Origin of the sequence: Candidatus Electronema sp. TJ, from assembly GCF_048287355.1 — a bacterium.
In the GTDB taxonomy this organism is placed as follows: Bacteria; Desulfobacterota; Desulfobulbia; order Desulfobulbales; family Desulfobulbaceae; genus Electronema.
The window spans coordinates 1-19,899 of record NZ_JBLWEP010000028.1 but is presented as its reverse complement, the minus strand read 5'-3'; the positions used below and the strand labels follow the sequence as shown (position 1 = coordinate 19,899).

General features: G+C 56.2%; 15 protein-coding genes. 7 read left to right on the top strand and 8 right to left on the bottom strand.

Going from position 1 to position 19,899, the window contains the following annotated elements; all coding sequences use genetic code 11:
- Positions 1-180 precede the first annotated feature (180 nt).
- Positions 181-3,624, bottom strand: coding sequence for a transglycosylase domain-containing protein (locus ACNKID_RS03665; RefSeq protein ID WP_417912082.1), 3,444 nt, complete (start codon positions 3,622-3,624; stop codon positions 181-183).
- Between the two features lie 335 nt (positions 3,625-3,959).
- Here ACNKID_RS03665 and ACNKID_RS03660 point away from each other — a divergent pair, with 335 nt between their 5' ends.
- Positions 3,960-6,011, top strand: a complete 2,052-nt coding sequence (locus tag ACNKID_RS03660) for a LysM peptidoglycan-binding domain-containing protein (protein ID WP_417912081.1) — start codon at positions 3,960-3,962, stop codon at positions 6,009-6,011.
- Here the strand turns inward: ACNKID_RS03660 and mqnB are convergent.
- Positions 5,998-6,702, bottom strand: a complete 705-nt coding sequence (gene mqnB, locus ACNKID_RS03655; protein WP_417912080.1) for a futalosine hydrolase — start codon at positions 6,700-6,702, stop codon at positions 5,998-6,000. The genes ACNKID_RS03660 and mqnB overlap by 14 nt on opposite strands.
- Before the next feature lie 124 nt (positions 6,703-6,826).
- Between mqnB and ACNKID_RS03650 the strand changes: the two genes are divergently transcribed.
- Entirely contained in the window at positions 6,827-8,125 is a 1,299-nt protein-coding gene (locus ACNKID_RS03650; RefSeq protein WP_417912079.1) for a hypothetical protein, read from the top strand.
- Between the two features lie 531 nt (positions 8,126-8,656).
- Here ACNKID_RS03650 and feoB read toward each other — a convergent pair.
- The 5 genes from feoB to ACNKID_RS03625 all read right to left on the bottom strand — a co-directional run bounded on the left by feoB (position 8,657) and on the right by ACNKID_RS03625 (position 12,200).
- Positions 8,657-10,792, bottom strand: coding sequence for a ferrous iron transport protein B (gene feoB / locus ACNKID_RS03645; protein ID WP_417912078.1), 2,136 nt, complete (start codon positions 10,790-10,792; stop codon positions 8,657-8,659).
- Positions 10,789-11,025 carry a FeoA family protein gene (locus ACNKID_RS03640; RefSeq protein WP_417912077.1) on the bottom strand — a complete coding sequence of 79 codons (237 nt, stop codon included), beginning with the start codon at positions 11,023-11,025 and terminating at the stop codon, positions 10,789-10,791. The genes feoB and ACNKID_RS03640 overlap by 4 nt, the downstream gene beginning before the upstream one ends.
- Complete coding sequence (locus ACNKID_RS03635) at positions 11,022-11,180, bottom strand: FeoB-associated Cys-rich membrane protein (protein ID WP_417912076.1); 159 nt, start codon at positions 11,178-11,180, stop codon at positions 11,022-11,024. The genes ACNKID_RS03640 and ACNKID_RS03635 overlap by 4 nt, the downstream gene beginning before the upstream one ends.
- 59 nt (positions 11,181-11,239) lie before the next feature.
- A complete protein-coding gene (locus ACNKID_RS03630) occupies positions 11,240-11,755 on the bottom strand; it encodes a metal-dependent transcriptional regulator (RefSeq protein WP_417912075.1) in 516 nt (171 codons plus the stop codon).
- A 148-nt stretch (positions 11,756-11,903) separates the two neighbouring features.
- Positions 11,904-12,200, bottom strand: a complete 297-nt coding sequence (locus tag ACNKID_RS03625) for a FeoA family protein (RefSeq protein WP_417912074.1) — start codon at positions 12,198-12,200, stop codon at positions 11,904-11,906.
- Between the two features lie 330 nt (positions 12,201-12,530).
- Here ACNKID_RS03625 and ACNKID_RS03620 point away from each other — a divergent pair, with 330 nt between their 5' ends.
- The gene (locus tag ACNKID_RS03620; RefSeq protein ID WP_417912073.1) at positions 12,531-13,733 is read left to right on the top strand and encodes a GGDEF domain-containing protein; all 1,203 of its coding nucleotides are present in this window, start codon (positions 12,531-12,533) and stop codon (positions 13,731-13,733) included.
- On the opposite strand, the gene hisF is transcribed toward ACNKID_RS03620, so the two are convergent.
- Positions 13,690-15,264 carry an imidazole glycerol phosphate synthase subunit HisF gene (gene hisF, locus ACNKID_RS03615; protein WP_417912072.1) on the bottom strand — a complete coding sequence of 525 codons (1,575 nt, stop codon included), beginning with the start codon at positions 15,262-15,264 and terminating at the stop codon, positions 13,690-13,692. The two genes, ACNKID_RS03620 and hisF, sit on opposite strands and share 44 nt — an antisense overlap.
- 208 nt (positions 15,265-15,472) lie before the next feature.
- On the opposite strand from hisF, the gene glmS reads away from it, so the two are divergent.
- The 4 genes from glmS (at position 15,473) to ACNKID_RS03595 (ending at position 19,587) form a co-directional block, all read left to right on the top strand.
- The gene (gene glmS / locus ACNKID_RS03610) at positions 15,473-17,311 is read left to right on the top strand and encodes a glutamine--fructose-6-phosphate transaminase (isomerizing) (protein ID WP_417912071.1); all 1,839 of its coding nucleotides are present in this window, start codon (positions 15,473-15,475) and stop codon (positions 17,309-17,311) included.
- Between the two features lie 163 nt (positions 17,312-17,474).
- Positions 17,475-18,365 carry an AAA family ATPase gene (locus ACNKID_RS03605; protein WP_417912070.1) on the top strand — a complete coding sequence of 297 codons (891 nt, stop codon included), beginning with the start codon at positions 17,475-17,477 and terminating at the stop codon, positions 18,363-18,365.
- A complete protein-coding gene (locus ACNKID_RS03600) occupies positions 18,347-18,739 on the top strand; it encodes an AAA family ATPase (RefSeq protein ID WP_417912083.1) in 393 nt (130 codons plus the stop codon). Before ACNKID_RS03605 ends, ACNKID_RS03600 begins: the two co-directional genes overlap by 19 nt.
- Positions 18,736-19,587 carry a DUF4435 domain-containing protein gene (locus ACNKID_RS03595; protein WP_417912069.1) on the top strand — a complete coding sequence of 284 codons (852 nt, stop codon included), beginning with the start codon at positions 18,736-18,738 and terminating at the stop codon, positions 19,585-19,587. The genes ACNKID_RS03600 and ACNKID_RS03595 overlap by 4 nt, the downstream gene beginning before the upstream one ends.
- Positions 19,588-19,899: the final 312 nt, after the last annotated feature.

The following is a 19,899-nucleotide window of genomic DNA, read 5'->3' as shown; positions in this document are numbered from 1 at the left end:
ATTTAAATTGAGTTTGGGACGATTCAAACGGTGAACAGGCCGTTGCGACGGACAAGCCAGCCATAATATTCTTCAAACGCTCTTGCCTGAGCCGCAACTGGGCCGGGCGAAAGATTTTCATTCACACAGGGCGCACTGACTGGCTCGACTTATGCAAGAGGTCTCATAAGGTGCGCAACCTTACTCCGCAGCAGCCGGTTCCACGACCGGAGATGTCGCCGTTTTTCTGTTTTGATTGAGCCAGAAGGGCAGAAAACGGCGTTCCGGTTCAAAACCGCCGTGTTCGCCCGGCAGGCCGTGACAGAGTGCTGCGCTCTCATCCGGCGGGAGATCGGTTTTGATGCCGTCTGTGCCCCTGCGCATCCTGCCGCCGCCTTTCTCATCTACCGGCATGAAGAGCTGGCCGCTCTCCGGATAGTGCAGTTTGATCCGCTCAGCGGCCAAGGCTTCAGGAGCCAGACGGTCGGCTGTTCCTTCCAGCTGAAGCACTGCTCCGGCAATTTTGCTCCAGATTGGCAGCGCACCTTGGGAGCCGCTGACTCGGAACGAGCCGTGCTTCATCGGTTCGTTGCTGTCAAAGCCGACATAGACTCCCACCGCAGTCCCAGTCGAGGAGAGCAGGGCCGCACTGTCAATGTCAGGGGCAGACGGCACGAAGCCGATGAAGGCGGCGTTGCGGAAGTCGTTGGCCGTGCCAGTCTTGCCCATCAGGGGCAGGGCAGGCCCCTTTTTTTTCTCTTGGCTCAAGCCGGGCAGGCGGACCTGCTCCCATGCGTGCCGTCCGGTGCCCCAGCGCACCACATTTTCCAAAATGCTGGCGATCTCATTGCTGCTTTTCTGATCCAGAACCGGCGTTGCCGCCGCTTGACGGGCGTAAAGCACCGTGCCGTCAGCCCGCTCGATTCGCTCGATCAAAGCCAGACCGTTCAGTCTGCGCCGCTCCTCATCCGTCTCGTCCGCTGCGTGGTCGGCTATCTGTGCGCTCCAGCGGCGGCCTGTGACCAAGGTCTCGTAAATACGTGTGCTTTCCAGCAGAGAGATGACATTGGAGCCAAGCGGGAAGGAAAGCACCGGCTCCAGCCTGCTGCCCACTCCGGCCTCGCGGGCCAGCCGGATTAAATATTGCAGGCCGAGCATGACCCGGTAGTCTCTGAACTTGACCAGCACTTCCAGAGAATAGGGCGGCAGGGCAGTCATCGCGTTCCGCTCCTCTTCAGCCAGCCGTCCGATTATGTCCGCCGCGCCTGCGCTGACCGCGCCTTCAATCAGGATGTTATCCCAGAGCGTCTCTCGCTCCGCCGGAGACATGAAGGCCAAGCGGCGGCGTAGTTCGGCAGTGTCCGCAGGCACCCAGCTTTCCGGCAGACTGGCACGCAGTGTGAAGACCAGTTTGCCCTGCTGATTCAGGGACAGTCTGCCGGGCGGACGGGACTCGTCTTCTGGCTCCGGCTCGCTCCAGCTCTGGCCAAAGAAATTCGGCACCTGCACGGCTGGCGCGGGCAGCTGCTCCAGATATCTGCGGTACTGTTCCAAGCCCTGCCGCGTCCGTCTCAGGCCAAGATAGTTCATGCCCAAGACAGCAAGCTGCTTCTTGCATTCCGCCCGTTCCTCTTTGTCGAGCTTGGGATTGTTCAGGTTTGTATGAATCTGCGCCCGGAACTTATCAAAATGCAGGCCGTGCGGCAGCTCCTGCCAGCGGCGCAGCTCGCCTGCCCGGCCTTCAAAGAGGAATATCTCACCCGCCCGCCGCACCGCCTCCTCATAGGCGGCCCGGTCCAGCTCTTCCGGTGTGACATTCAGACCAAACTGGCTGCGCATTCTTGCGCTGAATTGCTGATAGCTTTCGTTAGTCCGGGGAATCATGTCCACAGCGGCGGCGGTTTCCAGCAGTCCGGCAGGGGTCAGTTTGTCGGCGAGATGATAAAGCAGCCAGACCGAAGCCAAGTTCTCCGACTTGACTCCGGCCCAGTTGATAGAGACTTGGCTGGATTCCGGCTTATGATCCGGGCGCGGGAAGTAAGCCTGCCCTCTGAAGATAAAAACATTGCGCCGGTTGTCGAGGTGATCCAGCGGACTCCAGCCGAGCTGGAATGCGGCGGCGTAGAGAAACGGCTTCATGGTCGATCCCATCAGCCGCTTCGCATCAGCCGCTCTGTTGAAGAAACGGTTTTCCATGCCGCCGGTCACGGCGCGCACCGATCCCTGCTCCAGTGCCACTGCCGCCCCTTGGAGTTTGGGCCAGCGCTCCAGCTCCAGCAAGGCGATGCCCTCAAAGGCATCCAGCTCCCGCACGCTGACATGCACACAGTCGCCTGTTTTGAGCCGAGACAACAGTTCAGCGATGTCCTTCTTGCTATATTTGGCCTGAGCATTCTGCCTTTGGTTGCGGGCCAGTGCCTCCAACAGATGCTCCAATCCTAGGCGGTCGATCAGACCGGAGGGCCGTTTGCCGCCCAGATCGACCGAGAGCGTGGGCTGCTCCGGGCTGCTCAGATTGATCTCCCTGATCGTGCCGAAGACAAAATCTTTCTCGTGCAGATCCTCCTCCTCACCTTCTTTTGCCGCCTCCCGGCATTCCTGCTGCACCTCCTCGCGATTGTAGCCGCGCAACTGCACGTCCAGACGGGACAGCTCGCGCCGAAGGCTGTGCAGCGTCTCTTCCTGCAAGGCGCGATCCACAGTGCTGATGATCCGCACTCCGGCAGTGGCGACATTGTCAATGCCGTGCGCAGCCAGCAGATCGGTCATCGCTTTGGCGGACAAGCCGTCTTGCACCATGTCCATCACAGTGTTGAGGTCAAAGCTGGTTCGACCGCGCTTGAATGGGATAACGCTTTTGCAGGCTGCGTCATGCTCCTTTTGGCTGATCATGCCCAGCCTGAGCATCCTGCTCAGCACATAATCAGTCCGTTCTCGGGCGTTGTGGCGGGCCTCCTGCGCGGCCTGCCTGTCCTGTTTGATGAAGGGATTGTAATAATTGGGCCGTTTGACTGAGCCGGCTATAAAGGCTGCCTCCAATAGGCTCAGCTCCACAGGCTCTTTGTCAAAATAATAGCGGGCCGCCACGCCCAGACCGTGTCCGTTGCCGCTGACATAGAACTGATTGCTGTAAAATTCAAGAATTTTTTCCTTGGAATAACGGTATTCCAGACGCAGGGCGTAGAGCATCTCCTTGAGCTTAGCTTTGTAGCTGCGCTCTGGACGTTTGAAGAGATTCTTGGCGGTCTGCTGGGTAATAGTGCTGCCGCCCCGGACAATGCGGCCCGCTTGAAAATTAATAAGAGCTGATTTGGCAATGCCAGGCAGGTCAATGCCGTAATGATGAAAAAATTGATCGTCCTCTGCCGCGATCAAGGCGTTGATGAAATGTTTCGGGAGCTGTTCGTAGGAGACATACTGGCGGTGAATGTCCTCAAACAAAACACCGATTTTTTCCTGACCGTCCCGGTAATAGACTTGGCTTTCCTTGCCCAAGATAGAGGCAATCCGTTCCGGAGCGGTTTCCGGACAGGGCACTTTGACCACCAGCCACCATACCCAGCCCAGTGCGCCAGCAGTGGCCAGCAGGACGATCACTGTCAGGAAAAAGAAAATTTTGTAAAGAAAACCGCAGCACCGACGCATAATGCTTGACTGGCGGGAATCAGAATGAGATAAGGCGGAACCCTGAAGAAAAACGCCAACACGCCCTCATGATATTCTTTGTCCATCTGGCTGTCCAGCAGAATCAGCTGCGGACATGGCCCGCACGCTGTGCTGGAAAGCTTTGAAATATGGGGTGAAAATCTGCGGTTTTGTCATTTTGTTGAACAACGACATGTTTTTCCTTGTAAAACGCATTTATTTTATGGTACAAGAACCAAGATGATTTCTACGCTGTCTGCGCCGGAACAGTTCTCTGTGCAAAAAAACATAATAATTCAAAGATATCCTCATTCCGCACATCGGAGCTTCTGTCTATGAAGAAAACCAAGAAAGTCGTCTCGTACATCATGCTGCTTGTTCCGCTCGCCCTGCCTGCGGGCTGTTCCACGGTCAGCGGCGCAGGCGGCAGCTACGGCGGCAACGACCGCCGCATAGGCACCGATGATGAATCTGAACAGCTGAGGCTGATTGTTGAACGCTATTTCGAGAAGGAGGAGCGGCAGCGGCAGATGATCTCCCGGCTGAATGCCGCCACGCCGAGCCAGCAGGATCCTGCGGCAGAAGAGGATGAGGCGAGCGAGTCGGGGCCGACACTGGCTGAATCCCCAGAGGAACTGAAAGAAGAACTTGAGGCGTTGGAGAAGACAGGCTCATGGACGATCGAAAACGTGGATGGCAGGCAAGCTGCTGCCCAGCAGGGCCAGTGCCAGATTGCCGCCACGACGGGGCAAGCGCCTCAAACCGGCATCATTGAAGCCCCGAACAGGCCGGAGCCGCCTTTGGTCAGCGGCCCGCTGCCCCAGCCCGCTGAAACCGCCGCCCAGCCAGAGTCGGTCAAGAACGCCGCAAAACGCGCTGCCTGCGATTTTCCTGTCCTTGTCAACCGGCAGGTGCAGTTCTATCTTGACCTCTACCAAGGCAAACAGCGGAAACACTTCAGCCGCTGGCTGGAGCGTTCTGCCTTGTACATGTCCTTCATCACCGCCGAGCTGGAGAAAGCGGGGCTGCCTGTGGAGCTGGCGTATCTGGCTATGATTGAATCCGGCTTCGATCCTGTCGCCTATTCGCCCTCTCATGCCTCCGGTCTCTGGCAGTTTGTTCCCAGCACAGGCCGCAATTTTGGCCTGCGGGTGGATTCTTGGGCAGATGAGCGCCGTGATCCTGAAAAATCAACCAAAGCCGCCGCCGCGTATTTGAAGGCCTTATACAGACAATTTGGCGACTGGCATCTGGCTGTGGCTGCCTATAACGCAGGCGAAGGCGCGGTGGCGCGGGGTTTGAAACGCTACAGCGCGAAAAATTTCTGGGAACTGGCCAGTCATGACTGCCTGCGGCTGGAGACCAAGCGGTATGTGCCGCAGATGATCGCCGCTGTGCTCATTGCCCGCAATCCTGCCCAGTACGGTTTCCGGCAGATCAATTACAAAAAACCTTCCCGGCATGAGCTGGTGCGGGTGCCTTCCGGCACCAGCCTGAAAACCGTGGCCGCCAGCGGCTCCCTGAGCGTGGAGCAGCTGCGAAAGCTGAACAAGGATCTGCTCACAGATCAGGTGCCGGAGGATGCCAAGGGCGGCTGGCTGCTCAAAGTGCCCGCAGGCCGCAGTGCGCTGGTGGCTGCGAATCTGCCCAAGGCGCAGGTTGTGGCAGTGGCCGCCGAATCTCCCACCTCAGACTACATCAGCCATAAAGTTGCCAAAAACGAAACCCTCGGCCAGCTCAGCAAGAAGTATGATGTCAGTCTGACCGCCCTGCTCAAGGTCAACAGCCTGCGTTCGGCGGAGCTGAAAGTCGGCCAGAGCCTGCGCATTCCTGTCGCCGCAGCTGCCGTGCAACAATCGGTCTTGCTGACCGCAGCCGCGCCTGCGCCTCAGGCTGAGCCGTCTGCTGCTGCAAAGGTTATGCACAAGCTGGGCAAGGGTGAGACCTTGTCCGATATTGGCAAGAAGTACAGCGTTTCTGTGGCGGATCTCATGAAGTGGAACAAAATTGCTCATGCAGGCAAGGTGAAAACTGGGCAGTCGCTGACCATCCAGTTGTCTGAGGCGGCGCAGATCACTGCCATCGCGCCCGCCGATGAAGGTGCTGTTGCACTGACCGCCTCCGCCGTAAAAAAGAAGCCCGGCGCGGAGCTGACCGCAGCAACACCGAAAGAGAAGACTTCCGGGCTGATCGTCCTGTCCAGCAGCGGCAAACGGAAGGCTGCATCCGCCGAACAGCCAGTCAGCTATTACAAGGTGCGCAGCGGCGACTCCCTCTGGTCCATTTCCAAAAAGCTGGAGGTCTCTGCTGGAGACATCAAAAATTGGAACCGCCTGAACGGTCACCAGCTTCAGCCCGGCACCACCTTGGTGATCAAAAACGGCTGATCAGCTTTTGCTCTTGCAGAGCTGAAGGATGGGGCAGCCTTTCCTTCAGCGCAGCGGCGGCAAGGGCGGCGGCTTGGCCAGCCCTCAGGCAAGCCTCATGCAGCCGCCACCGCCGCCGGTCACGTTCTCCGGCGATGTTGCTGACGCAGCGCAGCTCCACGCAAGGCAGATGAAACGCCTCGCAGACCCGCGCCGCCGCCGCACCTTCCATATTTTCGCACAGCCCCTGAAACTGACGGCCCAACCGCTGCGCACGCTCGGCGGTGCCGCTGGCGCAGCTCACGGTGACGAACGTGCCAGTTTTGCAGGCAAGGCCCGCCTGCCGCAGTGTCTGCGCTGCTGCCCTGCGCAGCCCGTCATCCAAGACAAAGCTGTCTTTCACCGTCAAACCCCGCTCGGCCAAGCGTTCGATCCGCTCCGGCAAGCAAAGGCCGAGATCGCCCAAAATCTCCTGCTCGGCCAGACAGATGTCCAGCAAGGCCGCGCTGCTGTCAGGGAAGGCACCGGCAATGCCGAAGTTGATCACCGCGCTGATCTGCCGCCCGGCGTTACGGCAGAGCATGGCGGTCAGGGCATGGGCAGTCTCCACCGGCCCGATGCCGGTGAGCAACCTTAGCACCTGCTCCGGCCCGCCTGCGCTGTCAAACGCCCTCAGTTCAATTTCTGTCGCCGCCGCAATCAAAATGCTCATCGCCAGCCGCCTCCTGCGGCAAGAAAAGCTATGCGCCCCGCCCTGCTGCGGGTATAATACGCTCAGGATATTCCACCTTCCGCGCCGGAAGGCAGCAGATTCTTCTTTTCAATGGAGGCCGGTCATGATCATTTTTTCCCGCAGCACAACGGCCAGAGCGGAACGCGGCCTGTTCTCATTCATCTTTCTTTTGATTTTTTGCACTGCCAGCAGTGCGGCAGCCGGATACGGCACTGACGACGGCGGCGGCATTGTCAGGGAGGGCGGCGGCACATGGGGTTCCATTTTGGAAATGTCAGCAGAAGTCAATGGGCCGGATATCGTGTTCAACGTCCGCAGGCAGGACCGGATGCCCATGTATCCGGAAAGCCGCATCAGCATTAGAACCGGCAGCTGGAGAGGCGGAGATGCCGCCTCCGGCACAGTCTCTTCCGGCAGCCGCAGCATCACGCTGACCGTGCGCACTGAAGGCGGCAAGGCGCAGAGCTATTACGCCTGCATTTCCAACAGTTATGGTCATGCGTGGGTCGGCCCGCTGAAGATTGATGGATATGATGACGAGAAGCCAAGAGAGTATGAGACATATCGGTCTGACTATCCTGACTACTCAAATGAAGGCGGCGGCGTTGGCCGTCCGCGCATTGACAGCTGGCCAAGCAGCGCATGGCTGGACGAGCCGGTCAGCATCGCCGTAACCGCAGGCTTGTGCCGCAACGGCAGCATGGTGCGCCTGCGCTGCATGGCCGAGGATTCTGATAGACCGCGCAGCAGGCCCTACGAGTCGGGTTGGATCCGCACCGGCGACATCGTCAAGGTGCCATTCCGCTTTGATTCGCCCGGCAAAAAGAGAATTTCCTGCGTCACTCTTGACAGCTGCTGCACCAGCCCGCAAGTCAGCCGCCCCATCTTGGTCAAAGAGCGGAACCGTCCACCATTTGAACCCAGAATCAGCTCCAAACCTGCCGAGATCAAACTGAAGGTGCCTGTGCACATTCCTGTCCTGCCGGGCAGCGATCCTGACGGCGATCAAGTCAAGGTCGAATGCCGGGCGGAAGATGCGCGGACCTTTAGCTCCGGCTGGTTCAACAGCCTGCGGTGGACGGATGCCATCTTCACATTTGACCAGCCCGGCAGCAAGCGCATCTCCTGCGTCACGATTGACCGCAGAGGCGCAGTCAGCTGCAAAGCGGAACGGGTAATTGATGTGGTCGAGGCAATACCAGTGTCCAGCACAGGCGAAACCCGGATCAACATCTCGGTGGTGACGAAGCCGGACGGCACGGCGGACAGCAAAGTCAGCGTCGAGAGCAGCCGCAGCGAGGGCTGCGCCCCATTCTGCGACGGCGACATCACCTATGACAAGCCATATCTGCCCGCTCCCTATCAGGACAGGCCGGAACAGCATTTCATCTACGAGCCGTGACGCGCTCTCCGGCAGCCGGACAGAACCAGTTCGGCTGCTGCCAGTCGGTGATGGCTCTATTAGACCTCTTGCAGATGTCAACAGGTTGCACAGTGGAGATCGAACCGCTTTCTTCTCCTTTCTTGCCCGTTTGCAAAGCAGTTCGGCTTGGCAAGAAAAGAATCCCGCCGACTTGGCAAGAACTTGCGCTCGGCAGAAGAGGATGTTGGCCGAGCAGCAAAGGAATTCCAGTAAGCCGCAAAGAAGGTTGGCTGAGCCGCAAAGAAGTTTAGCCGACTAAGAAAGGAGCTGGAGTCGGCCAGACTCCTTTGCGGCTCAGCCAGAAAGAAGTTTGGCCAAGCCGGACTCCTTTCTGGCCGAGCCAACTTTCTTGGCAGCCGAGCAGAACTCTTTCTTTGCTTAGCTGCACTTCGTTGCAGCCTGACTGCTCCTTGCTGCAACTCTTGTTGTTGACTTATCTGTGCCGCTGCTCAGACCGTTGCAGATTGATTCGCTCAGAACGGCAGGGGCAGATTCCTGTCCCTGCCGTTTTCATGCCATCAGCTTTCCGGCTTGGAAGATCAGCACAGCCAAGCTGTAAGCGATCAGCGTGTTGAAGGCGATGGAGAATGCCGCCCATTTCCACGAGCCGCTTTCCTTGGCGATGGCCACGGCGGTGACAAAGCAGGGCGCGTAGCACATGATGAAGGCGAGAAAGGCTAACGCCGCCGCCGGAGTCCAGCGCGGGTCGGCTTTCAGCCGCTCCTTGAGCGGGGCCGCCTCTTCTGGGTTGGTCTCGCCGAGGGAATAGGCAGTGCCAAGGGTGGAGACAATCACTTCTTTGGCCGCAAAACCGCCGACCAAGGCGATGTTGGCCCGCCAGTCAAAGCCAGCCCATTGACTGAGCGGCTGCAAAGCCATGCCGAGCCGCCCAGCGACGGAATGCCGCAGCTTGGCTTCCGCCTCTTCGCGGTCAATCTGTTCGGCCAATTCCGTCGACTCAGCTGCCGCTGTCCGCCGGGCCTCAAATTTTTCCGCATCCTCCGTTGGCAGGCCGGGGTAGGTCATCATCGCCCAGAGCAGGATGGAAATGCCGAGAATGACTGTGCCTGCCTTTTTGATGTACTGCCACGTCCGCTCCCATGTATGCGTGAGCAGGCCCCGGAGGGTTGGGAAGCGGTAGGGCGGCAGCTCCATGACAAAGGGCGTGGACTCGCCCTTCAGCACGGTCAGGCGGAGGAATTTTGCTGCCAGCAGGGCCAGAGTCCAGCTCGCCACAGTGGCCGCGAACATGTATAAGGCCTGATGGTCGGCGAAAAAGGCCCCGATGATCAGGGTCAGCACCGGCAGCTTGGCCCCGCAGTTCATGAAGGGGACAGTGAGCAGGGTGGCCATCCGCTCCTTGGGCGAGCGCAGGGTGCGGGCCGCGAACACGCCCGGCACGGCGCAGCCGCCCGCGATGCCGCCGGAGACGATGAAGGGCATGACCGAGGAGCCGTGCAGGCCGAAAAGGTGGAAAATCCGGTCCATCATGAAGGCCACGCGGGCAAGGTAGCCGGAATCCTCGAGCACGGCGATGCCAAAAAACATGAACATGATGATCGGCACAAAACCCAGCACCCCGCCTGCGCCGTCAATCACCCCGGCGACGAGCATGGATTTCAGCGGACCGTCCGGCAGGGAGGAATCCGCCAGCACACCGAGAGCCTCAAAAACACCATCTAAACATTCGACAAAGAAGCCGGACAGGCCGAAGGTGAAGCTGTAGAGGCCAAAGAGGATGGCGGCCATCAGCAGCGGCCCCAGCAGCCGGTGGGTGACGACCTTGTCGATCTTGTCCGAAGCGTAGAGCCGGTCTTCGTCAAAGGCCCGCGTCACCACGCCTTGGCGGATGATGGACTTGATGAAGCCGTAGCGGTGGTCGGCGATCACTGCCTCTGGGTAGGCATCAATGGTGTTGCGCAGATGTTTGCTCAGATTCTCGCTGCGGCTGATCAGCTGACGGCCCAGCTCTGCGTCAGCTCGCATCACCCGGCTGACTACCTGTTCGTCGCTCTCAATGATTTTGAGAGCAGTCCAGCGAGGCGGATAAATATCGGTCAGCAGACCGCTTGCCTCAATCAGAGGGACAACATCGCGCAGGGCTTGATCTATGTCTGAGCCGTAGCGGAGCAGGGTCGGCGAGCAGCTCTTTTTCTGGCTGACCGCAATCACCGCATCGAGCAGCTCGGCCACACCTTGGCCGCTGCGGGCGACAACAGGCAGCACCGGCGTGCCGAGCAGTCTGCTCAGCCCCTGCGCGTCAATGTGGATGCCCCGCTTCTCTGCTGCGTCCACCATATTCAGGGCGATGACCAAGGGCACGCCCAGCTCCAGAAACTGGCAGGTCAGATAGAGGTTGCGCTCCAGATTGACCGCATCCACGATATTGACCACCACGTCAGGCTGCTCATTGACCAGATAATCACGGGCCACAAGCTCTTCAACTGAATAGGCGGTGAGGGAGTAGGTTCCGGGCAGATCCACTACACGAATGTCCTGTCCGGCTTGAAGCAGCGAACCTTCCTTCTTCTCCACGGTCACGCCGGGATAATTGCCCACATGCTGCCGCGCCCCGGTGAGGCGGTTGAAAAGGGTGGTCTTGCCAGCGTTGGGGTTGCCGGCGAGGGCGACATGCAGCAACGTCATGATGCCTCCGCTTCAAGCAGCACGTCAATATAATCAGCCTCGTTGTTCCGCAAAGTCAGTGTCTGGCCGGCAAGGCGAAGCATGACCGGATCATACAACGGAGCGCGGCCCGTAACCGTCAGCTTTGCACCGGGCATCAGTCCCATTTCCCTGAGCCGCTGTCCCAGCGGACCGTTGATTTTGACAGCAGTAATCACCCCAGACTGATTGACTTTCATCTTGCGCAAATTCATGGCACTTCCTCTTTGGCTTTCGGCGCGGCACAACTGCCGCTGGTGCAGCCGGAGCAGCCGCCACAGGAGCTGCCTGCGCGGAACGCGCTGAAGAGCTTCCTGCCGACAAGAACGCAGGCTAGCAGGACGATCAGAATCACCGCCACAGTTTGCATCGCATCTTCTCCTGAAAAAAAATTAGGTGTGCGGTGTAGGGGTGAAAAATTTTTCGCCCCTACTCTTGCTCAGTCTGCCGTTGTCCGCCCGGAGCAAGACGGCAGGCTGTTCCGACACAGTGTTTCTTGCAATAACCGCCGAACTCCCCTTCCCAAGCAATCCCTCCTCCGGGGCATTGCTCTATGTATTCCGAATACTTCACCAGCCGCCCGACAATATTTTTAGAGACGGAATGCTCCATCTTGCAGGCAGCCTCGTCCGCTTCCTCAATATCTATGCCCAGCACCTTGACGAAAAAATTCTTTAATGCTTTATGCCGCCGAACAATCTCCTCGGCGGCGGCGCAGCCCTGTTCGGTCAGAGTGATCAGATCATAAGGGGCGTAATTGACCAGCCCCATCTTGCCGAGCAGCCGCAGCGCACCAGTGACCGAGGAGGCCCGCACGTCCAAGTACTCGGCGATGTCCTTGGCTCTGGCCGCCATCTTCTCGACGGAGATGTGATAGATCGCCTCCAGATAATCTTCCTGGCTGGCGCTGAGTCTGTCTTGAGAATCCGGCGATTGTTTTTTCATCAGCAGATACTGTTCCCTAAAAGCAGCATTGTTTCCCTAGCCTGATTTTTTTTGTTGCGCCTAACTTTAAATGCGAACACAAAAGAAGTCAACAGGTTTTCCATACAAGACGTGAAGCTTGAGAAAAAAAGCAGAGAAGCCGCTCCGTTCAGAGCGACCGAACAAAAATGCTGTCCGCTGCCAGCTCGTCTAAGCTGAGGGTGCAGCCGTTGATTTTGACCATGCACTGTCGCCGCCCTCGTCCTCGTGCCGGACAGAGCAGCTCCAGCACCGCGCCGGGCAGCACGCCCAAGCTGGCCATTCTGCCGCAGACACTGCGATCGCCGCTGATCCGGCAGACTTTCACCCGGCAGCCGCAGCAGCATTGGGAAAGGGGCCGCACGTCTTCCTCAGCGGCTTGGCCGTGCTGCCGCTGTCTTCGGCCAAAGAGACAATGAAAAATCATTCTTCCGCCGTCATGTCTTGTTTTCGTACTGTTGGAAGCCTGCGGCCTCCGCCTGCTTGAGCATAATAAATATTGTCATCAGGCCTGACAAGCCCTTTTTTTTGCTTTCCGGCTCAGCGCCTTGCGGAGCCGGAAAGGAGAGCAGCCGACAATAGGGCTTGTGTTTACCGGGCGGGCATGATATTTTTCAACGTTATCACTGTGGAAAATGCGATACGTTCAACCGATCAGGAACCGGCACGCAAAGGCATGACTGAAGCATCGCCCGACACCGAAGAAAAGTCCGCACTGTCCGGGAAAGACCTGTTTTTCAAAACAGGGACGGCAAGCATGTCTTCCTACGAGAAAAGCTCGCCGATATACTCTCTTCTGAGCGGGCAGCGGGTCGGCCAGATACCCATTGACGAGCACAAGGAGATTGACCGCGAGGAGCGGGCCGCGCACCAGAAGATGCTGTCGCGCATCCAGTTCCTCCTGCTGGGCCTGACCTTCTTCAGCACACGGCTGCCCTGTGCGCAGGCGTTCGATCTGCGGGTGCTGAACAGCGCAGTGGTCGCCTTCGGCCTCTTCGCAGTGGCCGCCCGCTTTGCTTGGCGGCGGCATCACCGCGAACCGTGGCATCTCGCCCTGAACACTTGGGCCATGCTGCTTTTCACCGCTGTCCTGATCTGGCAGACCGGCTTTCTCTCCAGCCCCTTTCAGTCCCTCTTTTTTCTCTGCATCATGCTGACCGGGGCGATGCTCGGCCCAAAGACCGCCTATCAGCAGGCAGGCGCAGTCACAGTCTGCATGCTGCTGCTGGCTGCCGCTGACCGCAACGCTTTTTCCGGCAGCCTTTCCTCCCTCAAGGTGGACACAGAGTACCTCTCCGGGCCGCTGATCCGGCTCTCTTTGATCTGGCTGCTGGCCTGGGCGGTCTCGCAGGTCTCGGAAGAAGCGGAGGTGACGAAGGAGAAAATCCGTCAGCTCTCGCGCACCGACCAGCTCACCGGCCTTTGGAACATGAAGATGCTCCTCATCTTCATGCAGCGCGAGTACCAGCGCACGCTGACCAGATCGGGCAAGTTCTCTGTCTTGATGATTGACGCAGACAGCCTCAAAGCGGTCAACGACATGTTCGGCCACCATGCGGGCACGATGCTGATTGTCTTCATCTCTGAGACCATGCGCTCAGGACTGCGCGAGGAAGACATGCTGGCCCGCTTCGGCGGCGACGAGTTCGTCGCCTTTCTGCCCGAAACCTCCTGCAAAGATGCTTGGATGGTGGCAGAGCGTCTGCGCCGCCGGATTGAGGACGTACCCTTGGTCTATGAGGGGCATACCGTGCATATCACCGTGAGCTGCGGCATCGCCTGTTTCCCCGATCATGGCAATGATCTCACAGAGATCATGAAAAAGGCCGACCGCGCCCTCTATCAGAGCAAAGACCTCGGCAAGAACTGCTGCACCATTTTCAACGAGGACAGTTCGGCGGCGGCACCTGAGCCGGTCAGCCCTCCCGAACCTCGATTTTCCCGCGCAGGTGATCCTTGACCGCGCTGACCGGCACTTCCTTGCGGTGAAAGATGCCGGCGGCCAAGGCCGCATCTGCGCCGGTCTGCTGGAAGACCTCCAAGAAATGATCGGCGCAGCCTGCGCCGCTGGAAGCGATGACCGGAATCCGCACCGCCTGCTTCACTGCCCGCACCAGCTCCAGATCAAAGCCCGCGTTGGTGCCGTCGCGGTCAATGCAGTTGAGCAGGATTTCTCCCGCCCCAAGCTGCCCGCAGACCTTGGCTAAGGTTATCGCGTCCAAATCGCGGCCCTCCCTCCCTCCTTTGACCGTGCACTGATACCAGCAGTATTTCTCTCCATTCGGGCCGGGAAAGGCTGTCTCAATAACCGGATGCTTCGTCTCCTCTGGAGAGCGCACGTACACCCGGCGCGGATCCACGGAAATCACCACCGCCTGACTGCCATAAACCCGCGCAATCTGCTCGATGGAGCTGAGACCGCAGCTTTTTCCCGCCGCCAAAACCTGCTCAACAATCAGCACCGCATCCGAGCCGATCGAAACCTTGTCCGCGCCGGAGCGGAAATACTCTGAAGCCACGTCCAAGGCGGAGTGATATTTCCCGTTCTGATCGGTGAAATCGCGGATGCCGCCGCCGATGGTCAGAGGCACGAAGACCTGTTTTGAAGTCTCGCGCAGCACGTCCAGCATCGGCATGTCCTCCAGCGGGAAAGCCCGGAAGGCAGTGATGTTGAGGAAGGTGATCTCGTCCGCGCCCTGCTCATAATAATCCTGCGCCAAGGCGACCGGCTTGCCGAGATTGCGCACTTGGCCCTGCTCGCGCACGTCGTACTGATCGCCCTTGGTGACAACCAGATCGCCCTGCTCGTTCGAGCGCACATCCAAGCAGGCGATGATTCGGGCCGCGAGCTTGGTCGGCTGCGGACAGGCGCACAAAGTGATTTCCTCTTTTGTTGCGCTGAGGAAATTCTCCAGCAGCTTCAGGCCTGCCTTGCCGCTTTTTTCCGGGTGGAACTGCGTGGCGACAACGTTGCCGCGCTGAATTGCGCTGACAAACTCGCAGCCGTAGTCGGTATAGGTCAGCACGTCGGCACTGCTCTCCGGCTCGACATGATACGAATGGACGAAATAGAACTTCTCCTGTCCGCTCAGGCCGTGAAAAAGACGGGAAGGCTGCGCAGCCCGGATGCCGTTCCAGCCGATGTGCGGCACCGGCAGTTCAGTTTGAAAGCGGCGCACCCGGCCCGGCAGGAAGCCGAGTCCCGCTTCCTCCGAAGCCTCCTCGCTCGACTCAAAGAGGGCTTGCAGAGCAATGCAGATGCCGAAGAAAGGCTTGCCGCTATGCAGATGACGCAGCAGCGGCTCTGTCAATCCCTGTGCGCGCAGGCTGCGCATCATCGCCCCGAAATTGCCCACACCGGGAAAAACCAGCCGTTCCGCCCGGTCAATGTCCGCTGGCGAGCTGACTTGGGTCACGCTTTCGCCCAGCCGCTCCAGCGCGTTTATCACTGAGCGCACATTGCCCGCGCCGTAATCAAGCAGAGTGATCATCTGTCCTTTTCCGCAGAAGATTCGTAAAAAAACCGCAGGAGCTGTCATTCCGCCGCTTGAACGCTGCGGAAACCGGTTTGTCCGGCGGCTGAAGCATAACCACTTTTCAGTGTTTTTCACAAGAGATATATGCTACCATTCCCGCAACTGCCGGGCAAAAGCGAGTCCCGGCGCAGACAACACGGATTATATTGCAGAGAGGTCAATCATGTGCGGAATAGTCGGCTACACAGGAAGCAGGAAAGTGATTCCAGTGCTGCTGGATGGATTGCGCCGTCTGGAGTATCGGGGGTATGACTCCGCCGGTCTGGTCTGCCAGACAGATGGCAGGCTGACACGCTTCCGGGCGGCAGGCAAACTGATCAACTTGGAAAAGGCGGTGGATGAGCAGATCGGCTTGAACGCGCACACCGGTCTTGGCCACACCCGCTGGGCAACGCACGGTGCGCCGACCGAAATCAACGCCCATCCGCACACCGACTGCACAGGTGAGCTGGTGGTTGTCCACAATGGCATCATCGAAAACTACGGCAGCTTGAAGCAAGAGCTGCTGGCTGAGGGACATGTCTTCTCCTCGCAGACCGACACCGAGGTGCTGGCGCATCTGATAGAGAAATATCTGGAGAATGACTTGGTCGCGGCGGTGCGTAAGGCTTTGGCGCGGGTAGAAGGCTCCTATGCGCTTGGCGTGATTTGGGCTAAAGAGCCAGGCCGTTTGGTGGCGGCCCGCAACCAAAGCCCGCTCGTCATGGGTTTGAGCGACGATGCCTGCCATATCGCTTCCGACATCCCGGCCCTGCTGCCCTACACCCGCAAGGTGATCTTTTTAGATGACCACGAGCTGGCGGTGCTCGACAAGGGCGCGTATTCCATCATCAGCATTGAGAGCGGCAAGCAGATTGAGAAGGACGTGCGCATCATTGACTGGAATGCAGCCATGTCTGAGAAAGGCGGCTATCGCCATTTCATGCTCAAAGAGATCTTCGAGCAGCCGCAGGCCATCCTCAACACCATCAGCGGCAGGATCGACCCGGAAAGCGGCAGCGTCAACCTGCCGGAGATCGGTCTCAGCGACGACGATCTGCGCAAGATCGAGCGCATCGCCTTGGTCGCCTGCGGCACGTCTTGGCACGCGGCTCTGGTCGCCAAATACTGGCTGGAGCAATGGGCAGGCGTTCCTGTTGATGTCGATATTGCCTCGGAATTCCGCTACCGCAAACTGCTGCTCAACGAGCGCGTCCTGACCGTGGCCATTTCTCAGTCAGGTGAGACCGCTGACACCTTGGCCGGAACGCGGCGGGCGGCTTCGCTCGGCTCCAAAGTTCTGACCATCTGCAATGTGGTTGGCTCGACCATGACCCGCGAGGCGGACGGCATCATCTACACGCACGCCGGGCCAGAAATCGGCGTGGCTTCGACCAAAGCCTTCACCTGTCAGCTCTCCGCTCTCTTCCTGCTCACGCTGCATCTGGCTAAAGTGCGCGGCATCGCTTCGCCGGAGAAAATCAAAGAGCTGGGGGCGGCGCTCATCGCCCTGCCGCCGGTGATCAACGCTGTGCTGCCTGCGGTGCAGCAGCAGATTCAGGCCCTGCTGGAGCGGTATTACGATGCGCGGGACTTTCTCTTTGTCGGACGCGGCCTGAATTTCCCCATCGCCTTGGAAGGCGCGCTCAAACTGAAGGAAATTTCCTACATCCACGCCGAAGGCTACGCTGCTGGCGAGCTGAAGCATGGCCCGATTGCCCTGATTGACAAAGACATGCCAGTGATGGCGATTGTGCCGCAGGACGGAGTCTATCAGAAGAGTATCTCCAATGTTGAGGAGATCAAAGCCCGGCAAGGCCGCCTGCTGCTGATCGGCAGCGAGGGCGACACGCACCTTGCAGCCCTGACTAACGATGTGCTCTATCTGCCCAAGGTGCACGAGGAGCTGAATCCGCTGCTCTACACCATTCCGGCCCAGCTTTTAGCCTATGAGATCGCCTGCCGCCGGGGATGCGATGTGGATCAGCCGCGCAATCTGGCCAAGAGTGTGACGGTGGAGTGAGTTTCGCCGGTTGACATGATCAGCGGCCTTCTGTTAGATACAGAAGGGAAGAATGTCGGGCGTTTTTAGCTTTTGAGGCGAGAAAACGTTATGCTGATCTTGTCAGCCGAGTTTAATTATTGGCGCAGGATTTATTGATGACCTATTAAAAATGGAGAGAAAAATGTTGAATAAAATTAAAGTTGAAGGGTTGTTTAATAGGTTTAACTATGAAATTGATCTCAAAAAAGAAGGAATAACAATTTTAACTGGCCCTAATGGATACGGCAAAACAACCATCTTGAAGATTATCTATGCATTTTCTGTTAAAAATCTGTTTTTTTTCTTTCAATTGCCATTCGATAAAATATTTTTAACTCAGGATGAAAAAGAAATAAGTTTATTAAAAATAGATGAAGATACAATCGAAACAAAAATTGACAACAAGTCTTTTCGTCACAAGAAGAGCGAGGTAATAAAAGATATAAGGCGATTCATAGAAAGGTCTCCATATAGACAAATTGATGAAACTCAATGGATCAACAGCAGGACAGGGGATTATTACACTGCAGAGTCTATAGCTAATCTACTGCTAGAATCTGACCATTTGATTCAAGAAAGATATCTTAAGTTTAAAAAGCAATTGCCAGATTTTATTGATGTCTATCTTATAAGGGAACAACGTCTCATCAGGAAAGCACAAGTAAATAGAAGAAGAGATTCTCCTTATTACTACGAGGACGAAACGAGGGAAAGCTTTAGCAATACAATCGAAGCATATGCGCTTGAATTATCCAAAGAGCTGAAAGATATTCTTGCGAATTCCTCTAAAATAGGACAAGAGCTTGACAGCAGTTTTCCAAGACGTTTATTTGATGAAACAGAACATGTCAGTGGAAAAGAATTTGATCGTAGATATAATATTATAAAGGAGAAACAGGGATCTTTAAGCAAGTACGGCCTTTCTGCTACAAAAGAGGACAGTCAAACCTCTTTCAGAGAGGAGAATGCAAAAGCTTTGCTTGTCTATCTTAATGATACAGAAAAAAACTTGAAATATTTGACGAAATATTAAAAAAACTTGAAATATTTTCAACGGTTTTAAATGAAAGGCAGTTTGTCTTTAAGCAACTTGAGATTTCTCCAGATTTCGGCTTTAGGTTTACAACTGAAGGAGGAAAAGAACTTTCCTTAACCGATTTATCTTCAGGAGAGCAACAGGAGGTTGTTTTATTATATGAGCTTCTTTTTAAAGTCAAGCCAAATACTTTAGTGTTGATAGATGAGCCTGAGATATCTCTTCATGTTGCTTGGCAGAAGGAAGCACTCAATGATCTGCTGAAAATAATAGAAGTTCAAAAAATAGCGGTTATCACAGCCACTCATTCTCCTCAAATCATCGGAAGTAACTGGGACTTGGTTGTTGACCTTGGGGATATTTCAAGATGAGTGTGCAAGATTGTCTTAATGAAGATGATGTGATAACCTCTATACGCCTCCAGTTGAGTCATCCTTTAAAAAGACAGAAGGTATGGGTTGTCGTAGAAGGTGAAACAGATCAAAAACTATATTCAAAGCTGTTCAACAAAAAGCATGTCGAGATTGAAATTTCGTATAGTGGATTGACAGGTTTGCTAAAAATAGTTTCAGAGCTGTTGAAAGAAACAAGGCGTATTATCGGAATAAGAGACGCTGATTTTCTGCATTTAGATGGCCAGGAAAAAGATGCAGAACATATCTTTCTGACAGATTTTCACGATGCAGAAATGATGCTTGTCTCGTGTGAAAATGCTTACAAACAGGTTGCCGCTGAATTTTTAACAGGAGAAAAAGAGCCTGTCGCGGTGCGGGAAAAGCTTCTTCTGTCACTTAAATTTATTAGCGGAATAAGATGGCTGAATGATTCATGTAAATTAGAACTCAATTTCAAAGGATTTTCTTTTGGCAATTTTTACGATGAAAAAATATTTAAACTCAATGACAGTGCTTGTTTAGCTGAAATAATCAATAGTTCACCAAACAGGAAAGGTGAAATCATACAGGAACAGGTATGTCTAAAAATAGAAGGAGTTTTGGATGTCTTAAATTTATGCAACGGACATGATTTTCAAAAAATCTTTGCGCTTTATGTTACTTCAAAATTGAAAAAAGGCAAAAAAACAATAGCTGACAATCGAATCGGTGAAGCATTTCGGGTTGCTTATCGCTTTGATGATTTCAAGGGAACAAATTTATATAACGAGTTGAAAAACTGGGCGGACAGCCAGTCAGTATCGCTTTTCAGCGAGATCAATTAAAAAGGAGCATAAAAGACGGGTTGGCCCATCGACTCCAACTCAGATTCGTCTCTTTCCCCTCGTCCTGCCCAACTAATTCTCTCTGACAGGGATTTTACACCATCCCGGCCCAGCTTTTAGCCTATGAGATCGCCTGCCGCCGGGGATGCGACGTGGATCAGCCGCACAATCTGGCCAAAAGCGTGACCGTGGAGTGAGGCAAGAAAATTCACTGCGTTTTTCGGCAGGCCGCAGCGGATTGCGCTGCGGAACCGGCTGGCTCCGGCTGAACGCCCGCAGCGGCAGCTGAAAACGCGTTTGCATCGCCCCGAT

Excerpts from the sequence above, each read along its gene's own strand:
- ACNKID_RS03665 (WP_417912082.1), bottom strand. The coding sequence starts at position 3,624 with ATGCGTCGGTGCTGCGGTTTTCTTTACAAAATTTTCTTTTTCCTGACA.
- ACNKID_RS03660 (WP_417912081.1), top strand. The coding sequence starts at position 3,960 with ATGAAGAAAACCAAGAAAGTCGTCTCGTACATCATGCTGCTTGTTCCG.
- mqnB (WP_417912080.1), bottom strand. The coding sequence starts at position 6,702 with ATGAGCATTTTGATTGCGGCGGCGACAGAAATTGAACTGAGGGCGTTT.
- ACNKID_RS03650 (WP_417912079.1), top strand. The coding sequence starts at position 6,827 with ATGATCATTTTTTCCCGCAGCACAACGGCCAGAGCGGAACGCGGCCTG.
- feoB (WP_417912078.1), bottom strand. The coding sequence starts at position 10,792 with ATGACGTTGCTGCATGTCGCCCTCGCCGGCAACCCCAACGCTGGCAAG.
- ACNKID_RS03640 (WP_417912077.1), bottom strand. The coding sequence starts at position 11,025 with ATGAATTTGCGCAAGATGAAAGTCAATCAGTCTGGGGTGATTACTGCT.
- ACNKID_RS03635 (WP_417912076.1), bottom strand. The coding sequence starts at position 11,180 with ATGCAAACTGTGGCGGTGATTCTGATCGTCCTGCTAGCCTGCGTTCTT.
- ACNKID_RS03630 (WP_417912075.1), bottom strand. The coding sequence starts at position 11,755 with ATGAAAAAACAATCGCCGGATTCTCAAGACAGACTCAGCGCCAGCCAG.
- ACNKID_RS03625 (WP_417912074.1), bottom strand. The coding sequence starts at position 12,200 with ATGATTTTTCATTGTCTCTTTGGCCGAAGACAGCGGCAGCACGGCCAA.
- ACNKID_RS03620 (WP_417912073.1), top strand. The coding sequence starts at position 12,531 with ATGTCTTCCTACGAGAAAAGCTCGCCGATATACTCTCTTCTGAGCGGG.
- hisF (WP_417912072.1), bottom strand. The coding sequence starts at position 15,264 with ATGATCACTCTGCTTGATTACGGCGCGGGCAATGTGCGCTCAGTGATA.
- glmS (WP_417912071.1), top strand. The coding sequence starts at position 15,473 with ATGTGCGGAATAGTCGGCTACACAGGAAGCAGGAAAGTGATTCCAGTG.
- ACNKID_RS03605 (WP_417912070.1), top strand. The coding sequence starts at position 17,475 with ATGTTGAATAAAATTAAAGTTGAAGGGTTGTTTAATAGGTTTAACTAT.
- ACNKID_RS03595 (WP_417912069.1), top strand. The coding sequence starts at position 18,736 with ATGAGTGTGCAAGATTGTCTTAATGAAGATGATGTGATAACCTCTATA.